Consider the following 18,300-nt stretch of genomic DNA (forward strand, 5'->3'; position numbering starts at 1 on the left):
GCCTTCGGCGCCGATTTCTATTCGGACTTAGACATATCGGCGATGTTGTAGACCTGGATCAGCATCGGATTGTAGACGTACCCCTTCACCGAGGATCGCATGGCGAAGATGTCGTTCTTCTGGAACAGAAGGACGTAAGGTGCATCCTCGTTGGTGATTTTCTGCGCGTCGATATAGAGCTGCTCACGCTTCTTCTGGTCGACGGTCGCGAGCGCCTGGGTGATCAAATCGGTCACTTTCGGGTTTTCATAGAAGGCCCGGTTGCCGGGGGCTCCCATCTTGGTGGGGTCGAACCAGATGTTCATGAACATGAACGGATCGGCGAAATCGGGCGTCCACGCGCCCGTCGCGATGTCGTAGTCGCCCTTGGCGACCAGTTCGCGCTTGGTCGTGTCGGCGACATTCTTCATATCCATCGTGACGCCGATTTCGGCGAGCGAGGCCTGCAGCGCAAGCCCCACCGGCTCCCAGGCGGAGTCGGCCTGCGAATAGGTGAAGCTGATGTGCAGATTGGAAACACCGGCGTCGGCAAGCAGTTGCTTGGCCTTCTCCAGATCGTAGCTGTACTGCATGCCCTGCGGGTCATGGCCCCACATGCCGTCCGGGACAGCCCCGCGCATCTGTTCGGCCTGGCCCTGCATGACGCCATCGACCAGCCCCTTGTAGTCGGCCGCATAGGATATGGCCTGACGGACCTTCGGATTGTCGAAGGGCGCTTTCTTGTTGTTCAAATAGAGATAGACGACATAGAGGCTGGGATTGCTCTCGATGACCACCCCGGCGCTTGATTTCATGGCCTCGGCCTGGTCGACCGGAACCTGGTCGATCAGGTCGGCGTCTCCGTTCTCCAGCTGCAGGCGACGCGATGACATCTCGCGTACGATCTTGAAGATGACCTGCTTGAAAGCCGGCGCCTTGCCGGCATAGTGGGGATTGGGATCGAGCGTGATCTGCTGGTTGCGCTCCCAGCCCGAAATTTTGAAAGCGCCGCTGCCGGCGCTGTGCTCGGCGAGCCAGGCCTTCGCGTCGTCGCCGTTGACCGCGTGCTCTTGCGCCTTGGGATTGACGATCGATCCGGCCGAAGTGGCGAGCGCCGACAGGAACGGCGCAAACGGCGCCGACAATTCGAACTTCACGGTCTGCGGGTCGACAATGACGACATCCTTGATGGTCGGGAACATGTCGCCCGGGCCAGCCGCCAGCTTTTTTACGCGGTCGAATGAATATTTGACCGCGGCGGCATCGACCGGCGAACCATCGTCGAACATGTGTCCCGACGCCAGCTTGAAAGTCCAGCTGAGGTTGTCGGGCGCAGTGGTCCAGCTCTCGGCAAGCTCCGGAATCACCTCGGTCTTGGCGCCGTCATATTTCACCAGACGCTCGTAGGCCGGAAAGATCAGCGTATAGCCGTTGTTGCTGACCTCGACGCCGGGGTCGGCCGTGGGCGGATCCTCGGCCTTGGCGATGACCAGGACATCCTTGTCGGTGGCCCAGCTCGGCGCCGCAAAGGTCAAGGCTGTCAAAGCGGCAAATGCCGCAAAAGTCGGCAGGCGACGTAACAACATGATGCGCTCCCCTCGAGCTTGTGTTTTGCATCTCTCACGGGATGACCGAGGGATGCCTTTCGCCCACGCTAACACCCGCATTTCGGATGGCAAGCCGATTTTTCTGATAGGAAAGATATTTTTCTAATTAGCCAAGTGTCATTTCCGTGTCGGCAGTCTCGCGCTCGTCATGAGGACGCACGCTTTTGGCGCCGTTGATGATGGTCTGCTCCGACTGGCCGGATGCCGACGTGCACACGCACAGGATCCGGGCCGGCGTGTCGCCGACGCTGACATAGGCGTGTCCCATCGTGCTTTCGAAGTAGACCGACTCTCCTGTTTTCAGCCTCAGCGTCTCGTAGACGTCGGTGTGCAGCTCGACTTCGCCTTCGAGGACATAAGTGAATTCCTGGCCGGGATGACGGATGAGCTCGCCGAACGTTTCGATGCTTTGCTGGGTGATTGACCCCAGCATGGGGATCATTTCCTTGCGCGACAGTTCCGTGCATAGAAAGCGGTAGACATAGTTGGGGGTCTCGACGATCCGCCCGTCCTCAAGCCGGCTGACGGCACGCGCGCCGTGCGCGATGGGGGAGGCGCTGGCCTTTCTCACGCCGAAGAGCTCGGTTATGTCGACCTTGAGCCCTTGGGCAAGCTGCAGCAGCTTGTCATAGGTCAGCGACATCTGGTTGTTCTCGACCTTCGACAGGGTGGAGACGGCGAGCCCCGACATCTGGGCGACCTGCGTCAGCGTCCAGCCCCGCTCCCGGCGCAGCAGTTTGAGGCATTCTCCCAGGCTTGGCTTCGAATCGCTCATGGCGGACCCTTTTCGACATTGGCGGCAGTCTAGGGTTGGGACTGGACAAAGTCGACTCGCAAGCGGCGCCGCCTTTATCATAGGAAAGAGGTTTGACCGATCGGAAATATTCTGCTTGGTTGCCGGCGCTTGCAAGAGGGAAGCCATGCAGGACGTTCTTATCATCGGCGGCGGCATGGCTGGCGCCTCGGCGGCTTTCTTTCTTGCGGCTGGTCGACAGGTGACCGTGCTTGAAGCCGAAGCCCATTGCGGCATGCACACAACGGGACGGTCCGCCGCTCTCTTCATCGAGGGTTACGGCAACGTCGCTATCCGCGCGTTTACGCGCGCCAGTCGGCGGTTCTTCCTCGAGCCGCCGTCCGGCTTCTGCGACGTACCCTTGCTGACACCTCGTGGCACGATGTCGATCGGCACGGCCGCGCAGAGGCCAAGGCTGGAGGCGCTGTTTGCCGAGAGGGTCGCGGAATCGGCAACAGCCATCGAATGGCTCGACCCCGACGCTTCCCGATCGGTCATTCCAATCCTGCGACCTGAATACGAGGCGAGCGCGTTTCTGGACCGTTCGGCGATGGACATCGATGTCGATACTCTTCACCAGGGCTTTCTGCGAGGCTCACGCCGTCAGGGCGCGCGGGTCGTCACCAATGCTCGGGTCGAGGCGATCGAGCGGATTGGTGGCACATGGATCGTGACGACCACGGCCGGCGTCTTCGAGGCGCCCGTCCTGGTCGACGCGGCGGGTGCATGGGCGGACCAGGTGGCCGCCATGGCAGGAGCCACGCCGCTTGGCCTGGTCCCGAAACGACGGACCGCAATGCTTGTCGAAACGCCACCCGGCATCAACGCCAAGGACTGGCCGGGCGTGATCGATGCCGACGAGATGTTCTATTTCAAACCATCCTCGGGAATGCTGTTGCTCTCACCAGCCGACGAGACGCCGAGCGAACCGTGTGATGCACAGCCCGAGGAGATCGATATCGCCATCGCAGTCGATCGCGTTCAACAGGCCGCCGCGCTGCCGGTAACGCATGTGTCGCGCAGTTGGGCGGGGCTGCGGTCGTTCTTTGCGGACAAGACGCCGGCGGTCGGTTGGGACCCCCATGTCGAGGGCTTCTTCTGGCTGGCAGGACAAGGCGGCTACGGCATCCAGACCGGACCCGCGCTCGGTCAACTGACCGCGGCCCTGGTGACCGGAAGCGACCTGCCCAAGCCATTTCTTGGCGAAGGCGCCGATCCCAGCCTGTTGTCGCCGGCCCGCTTTCATGGGCCACGACCGAGGTGAATGACTGTTGAGGCGCCCATGTTGCCGGACATGCGCGTGGCCTCGTCAGGACCGCCGGGCCCGGGCGATGCGCTGCGTGCCCCCGGTCGAGAACGCCCTTTCAGCTTTCCTTGCTTGAGGTCGCTCCCACCGGGAGTAATAGTCGCCATGGAATTCGTGAGGAGGACGAGATGACGGTGAATTTCGACCCGAGGGCGAAGGCCGCGACGCTCTACCACGGCGAATTCCGGCCGATGTTCATCGGCGGCCAGTGGGTTGCGGCGCAGTCCGGCGAGGTGATGCGGGCGCTCAACCCGGCGACCGGCGAAGTGCTGGCGACCGTGCCGCTCGGCGCAGCCGCCGATGTCGACGCGGCGGTGGCGGCAGCGCGCGCGGCCTTCGAAGGGCCATGGTCGACATTCTCGCCCTATGAGCGGCAATGCGTGTTGCTCAGGATCGCCGATCTGTTCGAGACTCATTGGGAAGAGCTCAGCGTCTCCGACACGCTCGACATGGGACTGCCGATCACGCGCACGCTGGCCAACCGGCGCCGCGTCATCGGCATGCTGCGCTTCTATGCCGGCATGGCGACCGCTCTGCACGGCGAATCCATAGACAATTCCATTCCGGGCGAGATCGTCACCTTCACCCGGCGCGAGCCCGTGGGCGTCGTCGGTGCGATCATTCCCTGGAATGCGCCGACCGCCGCCTCGATCTGGAAGATCGCGCCGGCACTCGCAACGGGCTGCACCATCGTGCTGAAACCCTCGGAGGAAGCATCGCTGACGCCGCTGCTGATCGCGCGGCTGATGCAGGAAGCGGGCGTGCCCGACGGCGTCGTCAACATCGTCACCGGAACCGGCGCCGAAGCGGGCGCGCGGCTTGCCGAGCATCCCGACGTCAACAAGATCGTCTTCACCGGCTCGACGCTTACCGGCCAGGCGATCGCGCGGGCGGGCGTCACCAATCTCAAGCGCGTCTCGCTCGAGCTTGGCGGCAAGTCACCGATCATCGTCTGCCGCGACGCCGATATCGACAAGGCTGTTCCCATCGCGGCCATGGCGGTGTTCGTGCATTCGGGCCAGATCTGCATTGCCGGCTCGCGCCTGTTCGTGGCGCGCGAGATCCATGACGAGTTCGTGCGGCGGCTCGCCGAGTTCGCCGGCAGCCTGCGCGTCGGCCACGGCATCGAGGCGGAAACCGAAATCGGGCCGCTGATCAACGCCCGGCAGGCCGGCAAGGTGGAGGGTTACATCAAGGCCGGCAGCGACGAAGGCGCCGAACTGGTCGCCGGCGGCTCGCGGCTGACGGGCGCGCTCTATGACGGCGGCAACTTCATCGCGCCGACCGTCTTCGGCGCGGTGTCGGACACCATGACCATCGCGCGCGAAGAGATCTTCGGGCCCGTCATTTCGGCGATGCCGTTCGACACGCTGGACGAGGCCGTCGCGCGCGCCAATGCGACGCCCTACGGGCTGGCCGCCGGCATCTTCACCACCAATCTCGGCACCGCGCACAAGCTGGCGCGCCGGGTGAAGTCCGGCTCGGTGTGGGTCAACATGTACCATGCCATCGACCCCGCCGTGCCGTTCGGCGGCATGAAGATGTCCGGCTATGGCCGCGAGGGCGGCATCGAGCATCTGCATGAGTATCTGGAGACCAAGTCGGTCTGGATCCAGACCGACTAGCTGTGCTGATATTCAGGTGCCGGCAAGGCCCGCGTTCAGGAACTTTTCGTCATCTGAGATTTGGATATAGGATGGACACCGAACAGAAGGGTGTTTTGCGATGACGACCAAACGGCTGGCGATCTGTGTTCTTGCCCTCGCAATAGGCTGCTGCATGTCTTCCACGGCATTCGCCGGGGCCAAGCACCGCCACAATCAACAGGGCGAACAGGAACGCTATGTTCCGGCCGAGGACGATCTCATCGATTTCCTGTTCGGCGGCCCGCGCTATTATGACCAGCAGTTGATCACGACGGCCGCGGGGGCCTGCTCCTACCAGCGGACAGGGCCGGACGGGTTTGCGATAAACAAGATCAACGATCACCACTGCGGGAAGTAGACGGCCTGGCGCCTACGACGCTCGCATCAACTTGCCGTAGCGCTTGATCAGCCGGTCGCGCTTGAGGCGCGTCAGCCTGTGCGTCCAGAACAGCCCGTCGAGCTGGTCGATCTCGTGCTGATGGCAAACCGCCAGCAGACCCTCGGCATCCTCGAACCGCTCATTGCCATCCAGATCCTGATAGCGGACGCGTATGCGGGCGTGCCGCTCGATGTCCTCGGTGACGCCGGGCATGGAAACGCTGCCTTCCGTGTGACGGACCATCTCGATCGAGGCCTGGATGACGGATGGATTTGCATAGATTCCCGGCTTTGCCGCGGAAGGAAGCTGGATCACGACCAGCCGTTTCAAGATGCCGACATGCGGGCCGGTAATGCCTATCCCTGGCGCCGCGTGCATGGTGTCGATGAGATCGCCGGCCAAAGCGTGCAGGTCGCCGTCGAACAGCTCTACGGGTTCGGCCACGGCACGGAGGAGGGGATTGGGGAATTTTATGATCGACCGAACCGCCATGGACCTCGTCCTATCCGCCAATCATCTTCGTCGGGTGGGGCCGTGGCGGCCGGCAAACACAGGCATAGCACGGACGCCATCACGGTTCCGCCAGGCCCGCACGGATTTCGGCATCGTGTTCGCCGCGCGCCGGGCTTTTGGGCGGCGTCCACCGCGCGCTGGAAAAGCGCGGTGCCGCAACCGCTTGAAGCGCGCCGTCCACCGCCTGCCATGTACCGCGCGCGGCCATATGCGGATGCAGGGCGGATTCATGCGGGCCCAGCACCGGCCCGACGCAGGCGTCGGACCCTTCGAACAGGCTGATCCATTCGTCACGGGGTTTCGCGGCAAAGATCGCCGCCAGCCGGTCGCCGAGCTCCGGCCAGAGCTCGCGATCGAACTGCCGGGCGAAGTTTGGATCGGCGGCGAGGCCAAGCCTGTCGAGGAAGAGCGCGTAGAATTTCGGCTCGATGCACTGGACACTGATGAAGCTACCCTCCGACGTGCGGTAGACGCGGCACCAATGCGGCCCATCCAGCAGGCTTTGACCGCGCTCCGTTGCGAGCGCGCCGGACTGGCCGAGCGACATCAACAGGTTCATCATATGGGCCGAGCCGTCGACGATCGCGGCGTCGACCACGGTGCCTTTACCTCTGGTGCGCGCGTTGATGATGCCAGCCAGCATGCCGACCACCAGATAGAGCGCGCCGCCGCCTATGTCGCCGACAAGCGTCGGCGGCGCCATGGGCGGCTCGCCGGGCAAGGAGGCGTACCAGAGCGCGCCCGACAGGCCGGTATAGTTCATGTCGTGCCCGGCGGTGGCGGCCAGCGGTCCGTCCTGGCCCCAGCCGGTCATGCGGCCGTAGACCAGGCGCGGGTTGACCGTGAGGCAGGCATCCGGGCCGAGCCCAAGACGCTCCATCACGCCGGGCCGGAACCCCTCGATCAGCCCGTCGGCGGTGGCGATGAGGCGCATCAGCACGGCCACGTCCCCGGCGTCCTTGAGGTCGAGCGCGATAGAGCGCTTGCCGCGATCGAGCAGCGAGCGCTCCGGCGCACCCGGCATGGACGCGTGCTTGCGGTGGGCGACGATGACATCGGCGCCGAGATCGGCGAGCAGCATGCCGGCGAAGGGCGCCGGTCCCAGCGCTTCGATCTCGACGATGCGGATTCCCCTGAGCATCCCATCCTCCACAGCGGTCGACCCTTTGGCACCTTGGTTATCGCGAACGTTTGGTATCGAGAGGGCGACGGTGTGTAACCCCGCTCTTTCGCCATTGAAGCATGTGCCGTCGGCATATACTTCAGGGCCATGAAAAAAATCGGTTTCCTGTCATTCGGGCATTGGACGCCCTCGTCGCAATCGCAGGTGCGTTCGGCATCGGACGCGCTGCTGCAATCCATCGATCTCGCCGTCGCCGCCGAGCAGCTTGGCGCGGACGGCGCCTATTTCCGCGTGCATCACTTCGCCCGCCAGCTCGCCTCGCCATTCCCGCTGCTGGCCGCCGTCGGCGCCAAGACCAGCCGTATCGAGATCGGCACGGCGGTGATCGACATGCGCTACGAGAACCCGCTCTACATGGCCGAGGACGCGGGTGCGGCCGACATCATCGCCGGCGGACGTCTGCAGCTCGGCATCAGCCGCGGCTCGCCCGAACAGGTCATCGATGGCTGGCGCTATTTCGGCTACCAGCCGCAGGAAGGCCAGACCGACGCCGACATGGCGCGGCATCACGCCGAGGTCTTCCTCGACACGCTGCGCGGCGAAGGCTTTGGCCAGCCCAATCCACGGCCGATGTTCCCCAACCCGCCCGGCCTGCTCCGGCTCGAGCCGCATTCGGAAGGCCTGCGCGAGCGCATCTGGTGGGGCGCGGCCACCAACGCCACCTCGGAATGGGCGGCCAAGCTCGGCATGAATTTGCAGAGCTCGACGCTGAAATTCGACGAGAGCGGCAAGCCGTTCCATGTCCAGCAGGCCGAGCAGATCCGCGTCTATCGCGAGGCCTGGAAGACGGCCGGGCACAAGCGCGAACCGCGCGTCTCGGTCAGCCGCAGCATCTTCGCGCTGGTCGACGACCGCGACCGCGCCTATTTCGGCCGCGGCAATGAGAGCCGCGACCAGATCGGCTTCATCGAGGAGAATACGCGGGCGATCTTCGGCCGCAGCTATGCCGCCGAGCCGGATGTGCTGATCAAGGAATTGGCGCAGGACGAGGCGATCGCCGAGGCCGACACGCTGCTGCTCACCGTGCCCAACCAACTCGGCGTCGACTACAACGCCCATGTCCTCGAGGCGATCCTGAAGCACGTCGCGCCTGGACTGGGGTGGCGCTGAGCGCCGCGCCGTGTAACCATCCGCCATGGCGGGCGGTTCACGGAGGTTCACGGTATGGCGAAGAAGGCGTTGATTGCCTGGGGCGGCTGGGAAGGCCACACACCTGAGCGCAGCGCCAATGTCGTGCGCGACATGCTGGAGCGCAACGGTTTCACGGTGACGATCGGCCACGGCACGGCGATGTTCGCCGACCCGGACCTTGCCTCATTCGATCTCATCGTGCCTGTCATCACCATGTCGACGATCGAAAAGGCCGAGCTGAAGAACTTGACGCAGGCCGTTCGCCAAGGGAGTGGGCTCGGCGGCTTCCACGGCACGATGGGCGACAGCTTTCGCAATGAGCCCGACTATCAGTTCATGACCGGCGGCCAATGGGTCGCGCATCCCGGCGACATCATCGACTATCGCGTCGTCATCACCCGGCCGGACGATCCGATCACGAAAGGCGTCAGTGATTTCGCCTATAGGTCGGAGCAATATTACATGCATGTCGACCCGGGCAACGAAGTGCTGGCGACAACCACATTCACCGACGCGCATTTCCCGGGCATTGGCGGCGTCGTCATGCCGGTCGTCTGGAAGCGCCGGTATGGCGCGGGCAAGGTCTTTTACAGTTCGCTTGGTCACACCGCGGATGAGTTCGCGGTGCCGGAAATGGCGCTGATGGTCGAGCGCGGCTTGCTGTGGGCCGCGCGGGGGTAGCGGCAACGGTGGCGCTCTACGGCGCCCCCCTCTGTCCGGCAGGACAAAGGGGAGCGTGACAGAACTCGACGGTGGACGTTGCGCTTTTCACTACTTCGCTACCCAATCCCACCCGTAACCGCATAGGCGCCTGCGGTGCGTCCATCCTCCAGCCGCACCACCGCCGTCACGATCGAGCCATACGCGCCGCGCCAGGGGCTATGGAGGCGCTGGTGCTCGGCGGCCGGAACGAGCGCACGCCCGATGAAGCGCGTCCCGCTTCGTTGCATCGCGACGGCGTCTCCGTTGACATGCAGCTTGACCCTGGCGTTCTGCGCCTCTGCGTCGCCGGGCAGATCAAGCGTGATGGTGATTTCGTCCTGATCGCGGGAAGAACGCATCTCGGCAGCAAACGCGATGGCAAGCGGAGGTGCTTTGGCGTCGCCAGCCCGGTTGGGCCGGCTCGAAAACACATCATCGGCCAGTTCAGGCGTGCGCGGCGGGCTCGTGCGGCGCTGCGTGGAGCGTTCGTAATCGCCGGCCATGCGCAGCAGCCTTTCGTCGTCGTAAGCCTTGCCGGCGAAGGTCAGGCCGACCGGCATGCCGATGTCGGCCATGGTGCCCATCGGTATGGTGACGGTCGGGATGCCGAAATGGCGCCAGACCAGATTGCCGTTGGCGACCCAGGTGCCGTTGCGCCAGGCGAGCGCGGCGGACGCCTCGTTGATGTCGGCGTCGGCCGGGCCGACATCGGCGGCGGCCGGCAACACCACGGCATCGAGGCGGTTGGCGTCCAGCCAGTCCTCGAAATCGATGCGCCGCGTCGCCTCAAGTCCCGTCAACCCGTCTGCCATGGTCGGGATGTCCTTGAAGGGCGTGACGCCGGACTTCGCCCGCTCGACATAGTCCGCCAGGTCGAAGCCGCCTTCATAGCGGTCCGGCAAGGTGCCTGGCGGCTGCGGAAAGATTTTCGGGCCGTCGACAGAGGCGAGATCGGGCAAGGCAGGGTCGGCATTGGCGCGCAGGAAATCGTCCCAGGCCCAGATGCAGAGGTCCCAGATTTCGCGGTCGGCGAAGTCCGCCGGCACCAGTCCGCGCTCGACCATGGTTCGCGCGCCGGGACGGTCGCGCTCGTAGTTGGAGACGACGGGAAAATCGACCTCGACCATCTCAGCGCCGAGCCGACGCAGATCCGTCGCCGCCTGCTCCCATAGATCAAGCACCGAGGCGCGGGTTTCGATCGGCCGGTCGGCCTCGCTGTCGCGGCCGATATACATTCTGGGCACGCCGAGCCGTTTGCCCTTGAGCGACCCCTCCAGCGCCAGATCGGTGTAACGCGGTGGGCGCAGCTCGGAACTTTTCGGCAGTTTGATCCAGGGCTGGGCGCGCCAGAAATCGCCTCTGGTTTCCGGATCATCGGCGACGATGACATCGAGCAGTTCCAGCATGTCGGGCACGCTGCGCGTGTGCGGCACCACGACATCCATGGTCGGCACCAAGGGCCAGTTGCCGCGCACCGAAATCACCCCGCGCGAGGGCGTGTAGGCGACCAGCGCGTTGTTGGTGGCCGGCGCGCGGCCGGACGACCAGGTCTCCTCGCCAAGCCCGAAGGCGCAGAAACTCGCCGCCGTCGCGGTGCCCGAGCCATTGGAGGAGCCCGACGCGAAGGCGGCGGTCAGGTAGTCGGCATTGTACGGGCTTTCGGCGCGGCCATAGACGCCGCGCTGCATGCCGCCATTGGCCATGGGCGGCATGTTGGTGAGGCCGATCAGCACAGCGCCGCCGGCACGCAGCCGGGCGATGGTGAAGGCGTCTTCATTGGCGACGAGATGCTCGAAGGCGGGCGAGCCGGCCGCCACCGTCAGCCCCTTGACCTTGTAGCTGTCCTTGGCGGTGTAGGGGATGCCGTCGAGGGTGCCGAGCGTCTTGCCTTGCCGGCGCCGCTGGTCGGAAGCGGCGGCTTCCTCGAACATATCAGGGTTGAGCACAGGCACGGCGTTGAGGCTGATGCCGTGCCGGTCGAAATGGGCGATGCGCCTGACATAGGCCGCGACGAGTTCGACGCTGGTGACCGTGCCCTCGTCGAGCGCCTGGCGCAGTTCGTCGATCGTCGCTTCGACGAGGTGAAGGCTGGCGTCGGTCATCGCGGGTCCCAGGCTGTTGTCCGTACGCCATGGATGAGCGAGGCCGCCGGCTTCGGCAAGAGCCAATCAGAGGTCTTTGCCGAGCCTGTTGTTCCTGCCTTTCAGGTCAGCGGCACGCGGTCCTCGAAAAAATCGATTTTTTTATGCAACCTCTGATGGGCGCGCGCGTTACAGGGCTCCCGGGGGGAGGATGAGGTTTGCATTGTGCCGTTTCGAGATACTGAACGAGCCGACAGGCACGTATTCCATTTTCGACAGATCGACCGAATTGCCGGTAACCGTGGGAGGCAGGGCTTTCATCGGTCTTTACCGGCACGAAGTGCCTCTGGCTCTGCTCGCCGCCATGGAGCCCGATGACAGCGGGATGCCGTCGCTCTCGCTGCTGAGCGGCTGCCGATCCTGCCGGGATGATCGACAACACGACTTGCAAGCGTGAATGAACGCTCGCATAAGTTGCGACTGGCATATAACATGAAAGAAGATGGTGCCGTCATCACAGCATGAAAGGGGAATCATGCCTGACCAGAACGCGCTTGTCCGCACAGCCATCGCACGGCTGCTTTCCGAGAGAACCGGGGTCGCCGTCATTTCGATGAAGGAGAGTATCGCGGAACTGCCGGCGGCAGCCGGCGCGGCGCTGACCATCGATAGGCTGCAGGATCTGTTGCTGGAAATGGCGGAGGTGCGCGGGATGATGGTGGCGCTCGATCTTTAGGATGGTTCACCGTCCCAGGGAACGATAAGCAGCCCGCACCTTTCTTGGCGATTGCTCTAGGCCTGCAGATACGGGTGGGTCGCCACCTCCTGAAAACGTTCCGCCTTGCGCGCCGGCGCCAGCGTGCCGTCGCCATAAATCATGCGGCCGGCACGGAAGGTGGCGCGCACGCGGGCCACGGGGCTGACATCGGCGACGACGAGATCGGCCAGGAGTCCAGGCTCGATGGCGCCACGGTCGGCCAGGCCCAATGCCTTGGCCGGGTTGGCGCTGGTCAGCGCCGCAGCCGCTGCCAGGCCATCCTCGCGCAACTGCGCCAGGCCGAGCACGGCGGGCAGGATCGAGGCCGGGTGATAGTCGCTGGCCAGCATGTCGAGCAGCCCGGCCTGATAGGCCTGGCGGGCGGAAAGATTGCCCGAATAGGATTCTCCGCGCAACGCGTTGGGCGCGCCCATGGCCGTATACATGCCCAGCCGGCGGGCTTCCCGCGCCGCCTCCAGGGTCACCGGAAATTCGCTGAGCACGGTTCCCAGGCCGTGGACGAACTCAACCTTTTCCAATGTGTCGTCATCGTGCGAGGCGAGCACGATGCCGCGGGCGCGGGCAAACGCCGACAGGCTTTGCAGCGTGCCGAGCACACCGCCATGCCCATTGCGATCGGCCATGCGCTTGCCGACGACCTCGGAGACGTCGGCAATGGACATGCCGCGCTCCTTGGCCAGGCGGGCGATATACAGTTCGACGTCGCGGTACTGTCCCTGTCCGGGCGTGTGATCCATCAGTGAGACCAGATGCAGCTTGCCGGCATCCATCAGTCGTTCCAGCACGCCGACGGCCGCGGTGAACGTCACCTCGAAACGGGCGTGGATGCGGTGGTCGACCAGAAGGTCGTCCTTCAGCCCGGTGATGGTCTGGATGATGGAAGACGTGTGTTCTTCCGAGCGCAGCAAAGCCGCGGTGGCGCTGTTGCCGATGAAGGAAAGCGCGGCATAGGCTGTGGTCACGCCGCAGGAGGCCAGCCGCTTGTCGAGTTCGGCGATGCCGATTTCCATCGGCACGTGGACACCGCTGCGCGGCTCCACTTCGCGCTCAACCATGTCGCCATGCATGTCGATGAAACCAGGCAGCAGCAGGCGGCCGCCGCCGGTGAAGTCGGCGTTCTCGACAGGCTGGTCGCGGATCTCGGCGATCCGGCCGTCTTCGACCCTGACGGCGCCATTGGCAATGACACGGTCGCGCAGGACAATCTGGAATTCACTCAGCCACATGTTCCGCCGCTCCATCGGTTCGTCCCCGCGGTGGGGTGCGGCCTTGTCTGCCCGTTCAAGCATGGTCGTCTCCGAAAACAAACATTCCGCATTTCCGGATCGCCCTCCGGCCAGGCGGTTTCAAGGCGTGCATTTGAATGTTTCATTTCTGATGACCGGATAACTTGGCTTGGTGACAGGGTTGTGTAGGACAAACAGGCCGGCCCGTCGTGCTGCCACCGGAGATATCCGCAAGATGTGACGGTACGAGACGGACGTTGCCGCGGCCTTGAGAAGCAAGGGCCACAGCGTCAGCGTCATCCTCGCCGAATATGGCGTCACCGACTACATAAGGCTGCGCACCGACATCATCGAGCGGCTGCCGACCAAGGAGGAGGCGCGACGGCTCGCGCAACCGGAGACCGAGCCGGTGATGCTGACGAAAAAAGTCGATGTGGACATGAAAGGCACGCCGATCTCCTATTCCGAAACGGTCTGGGCGAGCGAACGCATGCAGTTCTCGATCGACAATACGAGCCAGCTGCTCAGCGTGCTGGCGCAGGCTGAGAACGGCGAGGGGTGAGGGGCTGGGTTACGCGTCAAGGATGAAATCGGCGCGGGTCTGGCTCGGGTGGCGTGCGGCCGCGAACAATGTCGGTGTTCGACCTGAGACGGATCTGGTGCGAGACTGCCGCCCGCACGCCAGGCAGCATCCATTCCTGGTTCGGGTTCGCCAACTACTGGGCGCCGGGCGTCCATTCGGGCAGCGGCGCCAGGCTGCGGTTGAACTGCTTCCACCACATCGCCTCATCTATCTCGCAGCAGGCTCGAAGCATGGCGTGTGCCTTCTCGAAAGCCTGAGTCGCGAGATCGTCGAACGTCATCCGCGCGTCGTACGGCACCGACACCACCAGTTCCTGACCGGTTTGTGTCCCCCCTTCGTCGACCTGAAGATAAAGCCAGACTACGAAATGCGCGCCCTGGCCGCTCGCGTCCGCATTGCCGATCTTGATGCGGTCGATGCCTGCTGCGGTGACTCTCATGCGGGGACCTCTTCAATCGAGCTCAGAATGCCTCCAGAAGTCCGCCGCGATCAGGAAGGTTCCGTCACCGTTGCCGCTATGGTGAAGCATTGATGAAGAGGCGATTGGGCCGGCGTTGCCTGGCTATAGCCGAGCCCTGCCAGCGCCATTGCATTGGCGCCGCCGCGGGCCGAAAATGCCTCCATGAAAGCAGTTCCCAGGCTCACGACACCAAAGCTCGTGCTTCGGGCGCCGGGCGAACGGGATATCCCGGCATGGTTCGCGCGTGCCACCGATGTCGAATCCGCCTCCCTTGCCGGCGATCCCGTTCCCGACGACATGAGCGCGGGCGCGCGGTGGCTGGCGCTTTCGCGTCAGCGGTTCGCCGACGGCAAGGCGATCAAATGGTCCGTGGACCAGCCAGGTGTGTCGGATGCGATCGGGACGATCACCCTGTCCTTCGCAACCGACGCCAAGGCGGCCGCATTGGGATTTGTGCTGGCGCGCGCGCATTGGGGGCAGGGGCTGGGCAGCGAGGCCGCGCGCGAAGTGCTTCGCTACGCCTTCGAAACCCTCGCGCTCGAACGGGTGACGGCCGAGGCGGCGACGCGCAACGTCGCGTCGCTGCGGATCCTGGCGAAGCTCGGCTTCGACCATATCGAGAGCTTCATCGATGAGTCCGACGGTGAGCACTGCGAGCGCTTCGTGCTCGACGCAGACGTCGGAACGTCACTGTTGGCGGGCGATGCGATGCCAGGCTGCTAGGCTTTGAGGCATCCGCCGAGGGATGATCCCTGGATCGCGTGGGCTTTCCGCGGTTCAGGGCAGATCAGATCATCGGCGCCTCAAAGGCCACGAAAATGATGCCGGCCAGCATCCGTCCGCGCCTCGCAAGCACTGGCCCATGGACCAGCTGGACGAGGTGCCGGCGTCGAGCGCATATCCGCCGCGACAAGATCACCAGTCAAGGCGATCAGTGCCCGGCGCCGCCGCCGAAAGCCAGTGCGGTGAGGCTGGCGAGGCGGCGTGGGATGACGAGACCCGATACGTATTCAACTCCCTTGCGACGCATCGCCCCGGATGCTCGTCATCCCTATTCAGCTTAGCCCTTGGCGCTCGGCACAGGCGTATTGAGGAGCTGCTGCTCCCAAAGATACGCGATGCCGCTGCCGCCGAAGTGCTGGATGAGTATCTCGGTCAGATCCTCGACATGCTCGGTGCGCGCCCAATCGCGTTGCCATTCGCCAGCGAGCGCCATCACGGTCATCACGTTCGCGCCGGCCGCGATCATCCGCTGGATGGCAACTTCGTGAGACTCCTTCGAAATGCCGCCCGACGCGTCGGTGATCACGGTCACGTCCCAGCCTTCACCGGCGGCCTGGATCACGGGCATTGCGACGCAGACCTCGGTCCACAGGCCGGCGATGATCAGCTGCTTGCGGCCGGTCGCCTTGACGACGTTCACCACATTCTCGTCCTGCCAGGTGTTCACCCAGGTGCGATCGACGACTTCCTGGTCCGGAAATACGTCGGTGATCTGCTTAAAGAGAAGTCCACCGCGCGCCGCGATCACGCTGGTGAGAATGGTCGGAACATTGAAGGCTTTTGCCAGCTTCGCCAGCGCGGTCGTGTTGTTGACCACCATGTGCGGATCGTGGCTGTTCAGGTTTGCGAGCTGATAAGGTTGGTGATCGATCAGAACGAGGACCGAGTCTTCAGGACGAAGAAGCGAATCAAGGCCGTTGCGAGGGGTCATCAAGACTTCCTTTCTCTGCCGCCATGGACGGCACTGGGTTCACGGGAGACATGCGCCAGCGGGCGGCGTTGCCTGGACGCAATTTGCTGTTCCTCTTGGTGATGCGGTAGTGCCATGGTCAGGCATACTGTGTTGCGAAATGAGGAACGCCGGAATGGACATTGAAGATCTACAGACATTCGTCGTAGTGGCCGATGCAGGCGGCGTATCGGCCGCCGCGCGTCGGCTCGGCGTTTCCAAGTCAATCGTCAGTCGGCGGCTCTTTCGGGTTGAAGCGGAACTTGGCGTTCAGCTTCTTGCACGAACGACCCGGGGTGCGGCGCTTACGGAAGCGGGGATCACGTTCAGGGATCATGCGGCACGCGCCAGCGCCGAGATCGACACGGCCAGGGAAACGATCCTCCCAACCGGAGAACTGCGCGGCCGCCTGAGGGTTGCCATGCCGCTTTCTTTCGGCCCGACCCACTTCGCTCCGGTGCTTGCGGAAATGGCGCAACACCACCCGCAACTCCATATCCATAGCTCCTACAGCGACCGCTTCGTCGATCTGATCGCCGAAGGTTTCGATTGCGCGATCCGGGTTGGCTACCTTCAGGACTCCAACCTGATCGCGAAGCGCGTCGGGCCGATCTATGGAAAGCTTGTCGCAAGCCCGGATTACATCAAGGCGCACGGTTCACCTGAGAAGGTAGAGCAACTCGTCGACCATCAGGCCCTCATGCAAGGAACGGAAGCCTGGCAGTTCGTGGATGGCGACAAGATTGTCACGGCTCAGCCGCAGGGCAGGTTCAAGGCCGACAACGCTACGGCGCTTGCCGCTGCCGCGGCGGCTGGACTCGGCATCGCCTGGCTCCCCGACTGCATCACGCACGAATATATGGCCTCCGGCGCACTCGTTGCGGTGATGACGCGCTATCCCCCGCCTTCGGCAGGCGTGTATGTCGTCCGGCCGCCGGGTAGGCACCCCACACGGAAAGTCCGGGGCCTCATCGAAATGCTGATCGAGTATTTCGCACGACATCCAGACGTTTGGGGTCTCGACCGCTAAAGCACGAACGAGGCGGGACCCTTCAACAATTGCGTTCGCTTATTAAAATCAATCACAGGTGGCGGCGGCCTCAAGCGCTTCGGCGCGGGCAGGTTGGCGCAAATCCGCGATCCGTCGAACGGATGCGTAAAACCTCGGATAATCGCCGGAGCACAAGTCGAACAGGCGAATGAACGCCGGAACCTGTTCGCCGTAGACGGCAGTCGCGGCGAGCTTTGCGTTGTTGATCGGGGCATCGAACCAGGCGTCGTAGCCCTTGTATCCGGCCCAGCGTTTGTCCCGCGTTTGCCGGTAGCGCATCCGCAGCCTGTCGAGCGTGGCTGCCTTTTCAGCCGCCATCTCCTCGGGGCTACGGGAGCTTTGATAGACCTGCCTCAAATCGTCGCGGGTTTTTGACACCAGTGCGAGAAAGTCGGCGCTGCGCCTGCGATCGGCTTCGTAGCGACGCAAGCCGGCGCGGTCGCCGGCCGCGCGGAGCCATTTTCTTGTGCCGGTGGTTTCGACGGCAACCGCGAAAGCCTCGTTGAATGCGGAATCGCCATTCACATAGAGGCGCTGATGCGCCAATTCATGAAAGATGAGGCTGGCGAGATAGGTGTCGTCCTGACGCAGCATGGTGCTGAGCAGCGGGTCACTGGACCAGCCCAGCGTGGAATAGGCGGTGACGCCGGAGACATAGACGTCCAGCCCCCGTTCATGAAGTGCGGCAGCGCTTTCCGTCGCGGATTTCCGGTCGAAGTAACCCCGATAGGGAACGCAGCCGAAAACCGGAAAGCACCATGTTGTTGGCGTGAGCGAAAATTGCGGGGCGGCAAAAACGGCCCAGGTCACGGCGTCCCGGTGGATATCGACATAGCTGCGATAGCTGCTGTTTTCGGGCAGTGCCAGTTCGTCCGTGGCGAACCGCCTGATCGCGCTCGCCGACGTCAACCTGGTGCGCAAGGCCTGTGGGGTCGAAGGGGCCTCGATCAGTTTTCCGACGTCTTCGCGCGCGGCCATGATCCGCACATGACCCTCCAGCGATTGCGCGTAATAGGAAATGCTGGTGCAGCCGCTGACTGCGGACGCCATGACCACCGCGGCAAACAATCGAAAAACGCGCTTCACTTCTTCCCCGCCGCTTCGTCACTTGCCCATGGAGCATATGTGCGGCGGACCGTCCACAGGGCAT

Annotated in this window: 18 protein-coding genes; 9 read left to right on the top strand and 9 right to left on the bottom strand. The window is 63.8% G+C overall.

Translation table 11 applies throughout. The annotated features are described in order from the left end of the window. Positions 1–17: 17 nt before the first annotated feature. Entirely contained in the window at positions 18–1,565 is a 1,548-nt protein-coding gene (locus tag EN824_RS00790) for an ABC transporter substrate-binding protein (RefSeq protein ID WP_127277255.1), read from the bottom strand. Positions 1,566–1,692: 127 nt separating this feature from the next. Beyond that, positions 1,693–2,361: an XRE family transcriptional regulator gene (locus tag EN824_RS00795; RefSeq protein WP_127277253.1), complete on the bottom strand. Its 669-nt coding sequence runs from the start codon at positions 2,359–2,361 to the stop codon at positions 1,693–1,695. 145 nt (positions 2,362–2,506) lie between these two features. Between EN824_RS00795 and EN824_RS00800 the strand changes: the two genes are divergently transcribed. From EN824_RS00800 to EN824_RS00810, 3 genes are all read left to right on the top strand, one after another. Beyond that, complete coding sequence (locus EN824_RS00800; RefSeq protein ID WP_127277251.1) at positions 2,507–3,643, top strand: FAD-binding oxidoreductase; 1,137 nt, start codon at positions 2,507–2,509, stop codon at positions 3,641–3,643. Positions 3,644–3,813: 170 nt separating this feature from the next. Then, the gene (locus EN824_RS00805; RefSeq protein ID WP_127277249.1) at positions 3,814–5,310 is read left to right on the top strand and encodes an aldehyde dehydrogenase family protein; all 1,497 of its coding nucleotides are present in this window, start codon (positions 3,814–3,816) and stop codon (positions 5,308–5,310) included. A gap of 100 nt (positions 5,311–5,410) precedes the next feature. Next, positions 5,411–5,689 (top strand): hypothetical protein, encoded by a 279-nt coding sequence (locus EN824_RS00810; RefSeq protein ID WP_135882460.1) that lies wholly within the window; start codon positions 5,411–5,413, stop codon positions 5,687–5,689. A gap of 12 nt (positions 5,690–5,701) precedes the next feature. Here EN824_RS00810 and EN824_RS00815 read toward each other — a convergent pair whose 3' ends face one another. Further along, on the bottom strand, positions 5,702–6,202 hold the full coding sequence (locus tag EN824_RS00815; protein ID WP_135931688.1) for a peptide deformylase: 501 nt from the start codon (positions 6,200–6,202) through the stop codon (positions 5,702–5,704). Between the two features lie 79 nt (positions 6,203–6,281). Next, positions 6,282–7,364 (bottom strand): CaiB/BaiF CoA-transferase family protein, encoded by a 1,083-nt coding sequence (locus EN824_RS00820; protein ID WP_135931689.1) that lies wholly within the window; start codon positions 7,362–7,364, stop codon positions 6,282–6,284. Positions 7,365–7,493: 129 nt separating this feature from the next. Here EN824_RS00820 and EN824_RS00825 point away from each other — a divergent pair, with 129 nt between their 5' ends. Next, a complete protein-coding gene (locus EN824_RS00825) occupies positions 7,494–8,516 on the top strand; it encodes an LLM class flavin-dependent oxidoreductase (protein ID WP_135931690.1) in 1,023 nt (340 codons plus the stop codon). Between the two features lie 54 nt (positions 8,517–8,570). After that, complete coding sequence (locus tag EN824_RS00830) at positions 8,571–9,218, top strand: ThuA domain-containing protein (protein ID WP_135920767.1); 648 nt, start codon at positions 8,571–8,573, stop codon at positions 9,216–9,218. Positions 9,219–9,316: 98 nt separating this feature from the next. On the opposite strand, the gene EN824_RS00835 is transcribed toward EN824_RS00830, so the two are convergent. Beyond that, positions 9,317–11,341: an amidase gene (locus EN824_RS00835; RefSeq protein WP_135931691.1), complete on the bottom strand. Its 2,025-nt coding sequence runs from the start codon at positions 11,339–11,341 to the stop codon at positions 9,317–9,319. 514 nt (positions 11,342–11,855) lie between these two features. Between EN824_RS00835 and EN824_RS00845 the strand changes: the two genes are divergently transcribed. Continuing rightward, positions 11,856–12,056 (top strand): hypothetical protein, encoded by a 201-nt coding sequence (locus EN824_RS00845; protein ID WP_127280059.1) that lies wholly within the window; start codon positions 11,856–11,858, stop codon positions 12,054–12,056. A gap of 56 nt (positions 12,057–12,112) precedes the next feature. Here the strand turns inward: EN824_RS00845 and EN824_RS00850 are convergent, their stop codons facing one another. Next, the gene (locus tag EN824_RS00850) at positions 12,113–13,324 is read right to left on the bottom strand and encodes an alpha-D-ribose 1-methylphosphonate 5-triphosphate diphosphatase (protein WP_135916533.1); all 1,212 of its coding nucleotides are present in this window, start codon (positions 13,322–13,324) and stop codon (positions 12,113–12,115) included. A 268-nt stretch (positions 13,325–13,592) separates the two neighbouring features. Between EN824_RS00850 and EN824_RS00855 the strand changes: the two genes are divergently transcribed. Next, the gene (locus EN824_RS00855) at positions 13,593–13,886 is read left to right on the top strand and encodes a UTRA domain-containing protein (protein ID WP_135931693.1); all 294 of its coding nucleotides are present in this window, start codon (positions 13,593–13,595) and stop codon (positions 13,884–13,886) included. A 154-nt stretch (positions 13,887–14,040) separates the two neighbouring features. Here the strand turns inward: EN824_RS00855 and EN824_RS00860 are convergent, their stop codons facing one another. Further along, the gene (locus tag EN824_RS00860; protein WP_127870150.1) at positions 14,041–14,346 is read right to left on the bottom strand and encodes a hypothetical protein; all 306 of its coding nucleotides are present in this window, start codon (positions 14,344–14,346) and stop codon (positions 14,041–14,043) included. A gap of 219 nt (positions 14,347–14,565) precedes the next feature. On the opposite strand from EN824_RS00860, the gene EN824_RS00865 reads away from it, so the two are divergent. Then, positions 14,566–15,090, top strand: a complete 525-nt coding sequence (locus EN824_RS00865; RefSeq protein WP_245520923.1) for a GNAT family N-acetyltransferase — start codon at positions 14,566–14,568, stop codon at positions 15,088–15,090. A 337-nt stretch (positions 15,091–15,427) separates the two neighbouring features. Here EN824_RS00865 and EN824_RS00870 read toward each other — a convergent pair whose 3' ends face one another. After that, positions 15,428–16,081, bottom strand: a complete 654-nt coding sequence (locus EN824_RS00870; protein ID WP_135867344.1) for a hydrolase — start codon at positions 16,079–16,081, stop codon at positions 15,428–15,430. A gap of 154 nt (positions 16,082–16,235) precedes the next feature. On the opposite strand from EN824_RS00870, the gene EN824_RS00875 reads away from it, so the two are divergent. Further along, the gene (locus EN824_RS00875) at positions 16,236–17,129 is read left to right on the top strand and encodes a LysR family transcriptional regulator (RefSeq protein ID WP_135931694.1); all 894 of its coding nucleotides are present in this window, start codon (positions 16,236–16,238) and stop codon (positions 17,127–17,129) included. A gap of 48 nt (positions 17,130–17,177) precedes the next feature. Here the strand turns inward: EN824_RS00875 and EN824_RS00880 are convergent, their stop codons facing one another. Then, positions 17,178–18,236: an aminopeptidase gene (locus tag EN824_RS00880; RefSeq protein ID WP_245520924.1), complete on the bottom strand. Its 1,059-nt coding sequence runs from the start codon at positions 18,234–18,236 to the stop codon at positions 17,178–17,180. Between the last annotated feature and the right edge of the window lie 64 nt (positions 18,237–18,300).

It is taken from the genome of Mesorhizobium sp. M8A.F.Ca.ET.181.01.1.1 (assembly GCF_004792025.1).
GTDB lineage: Bacteria > Pseudomonadota > Alphaproteobacteria > Rhizobiales > Rhizobiaceae > Mesorhizobium.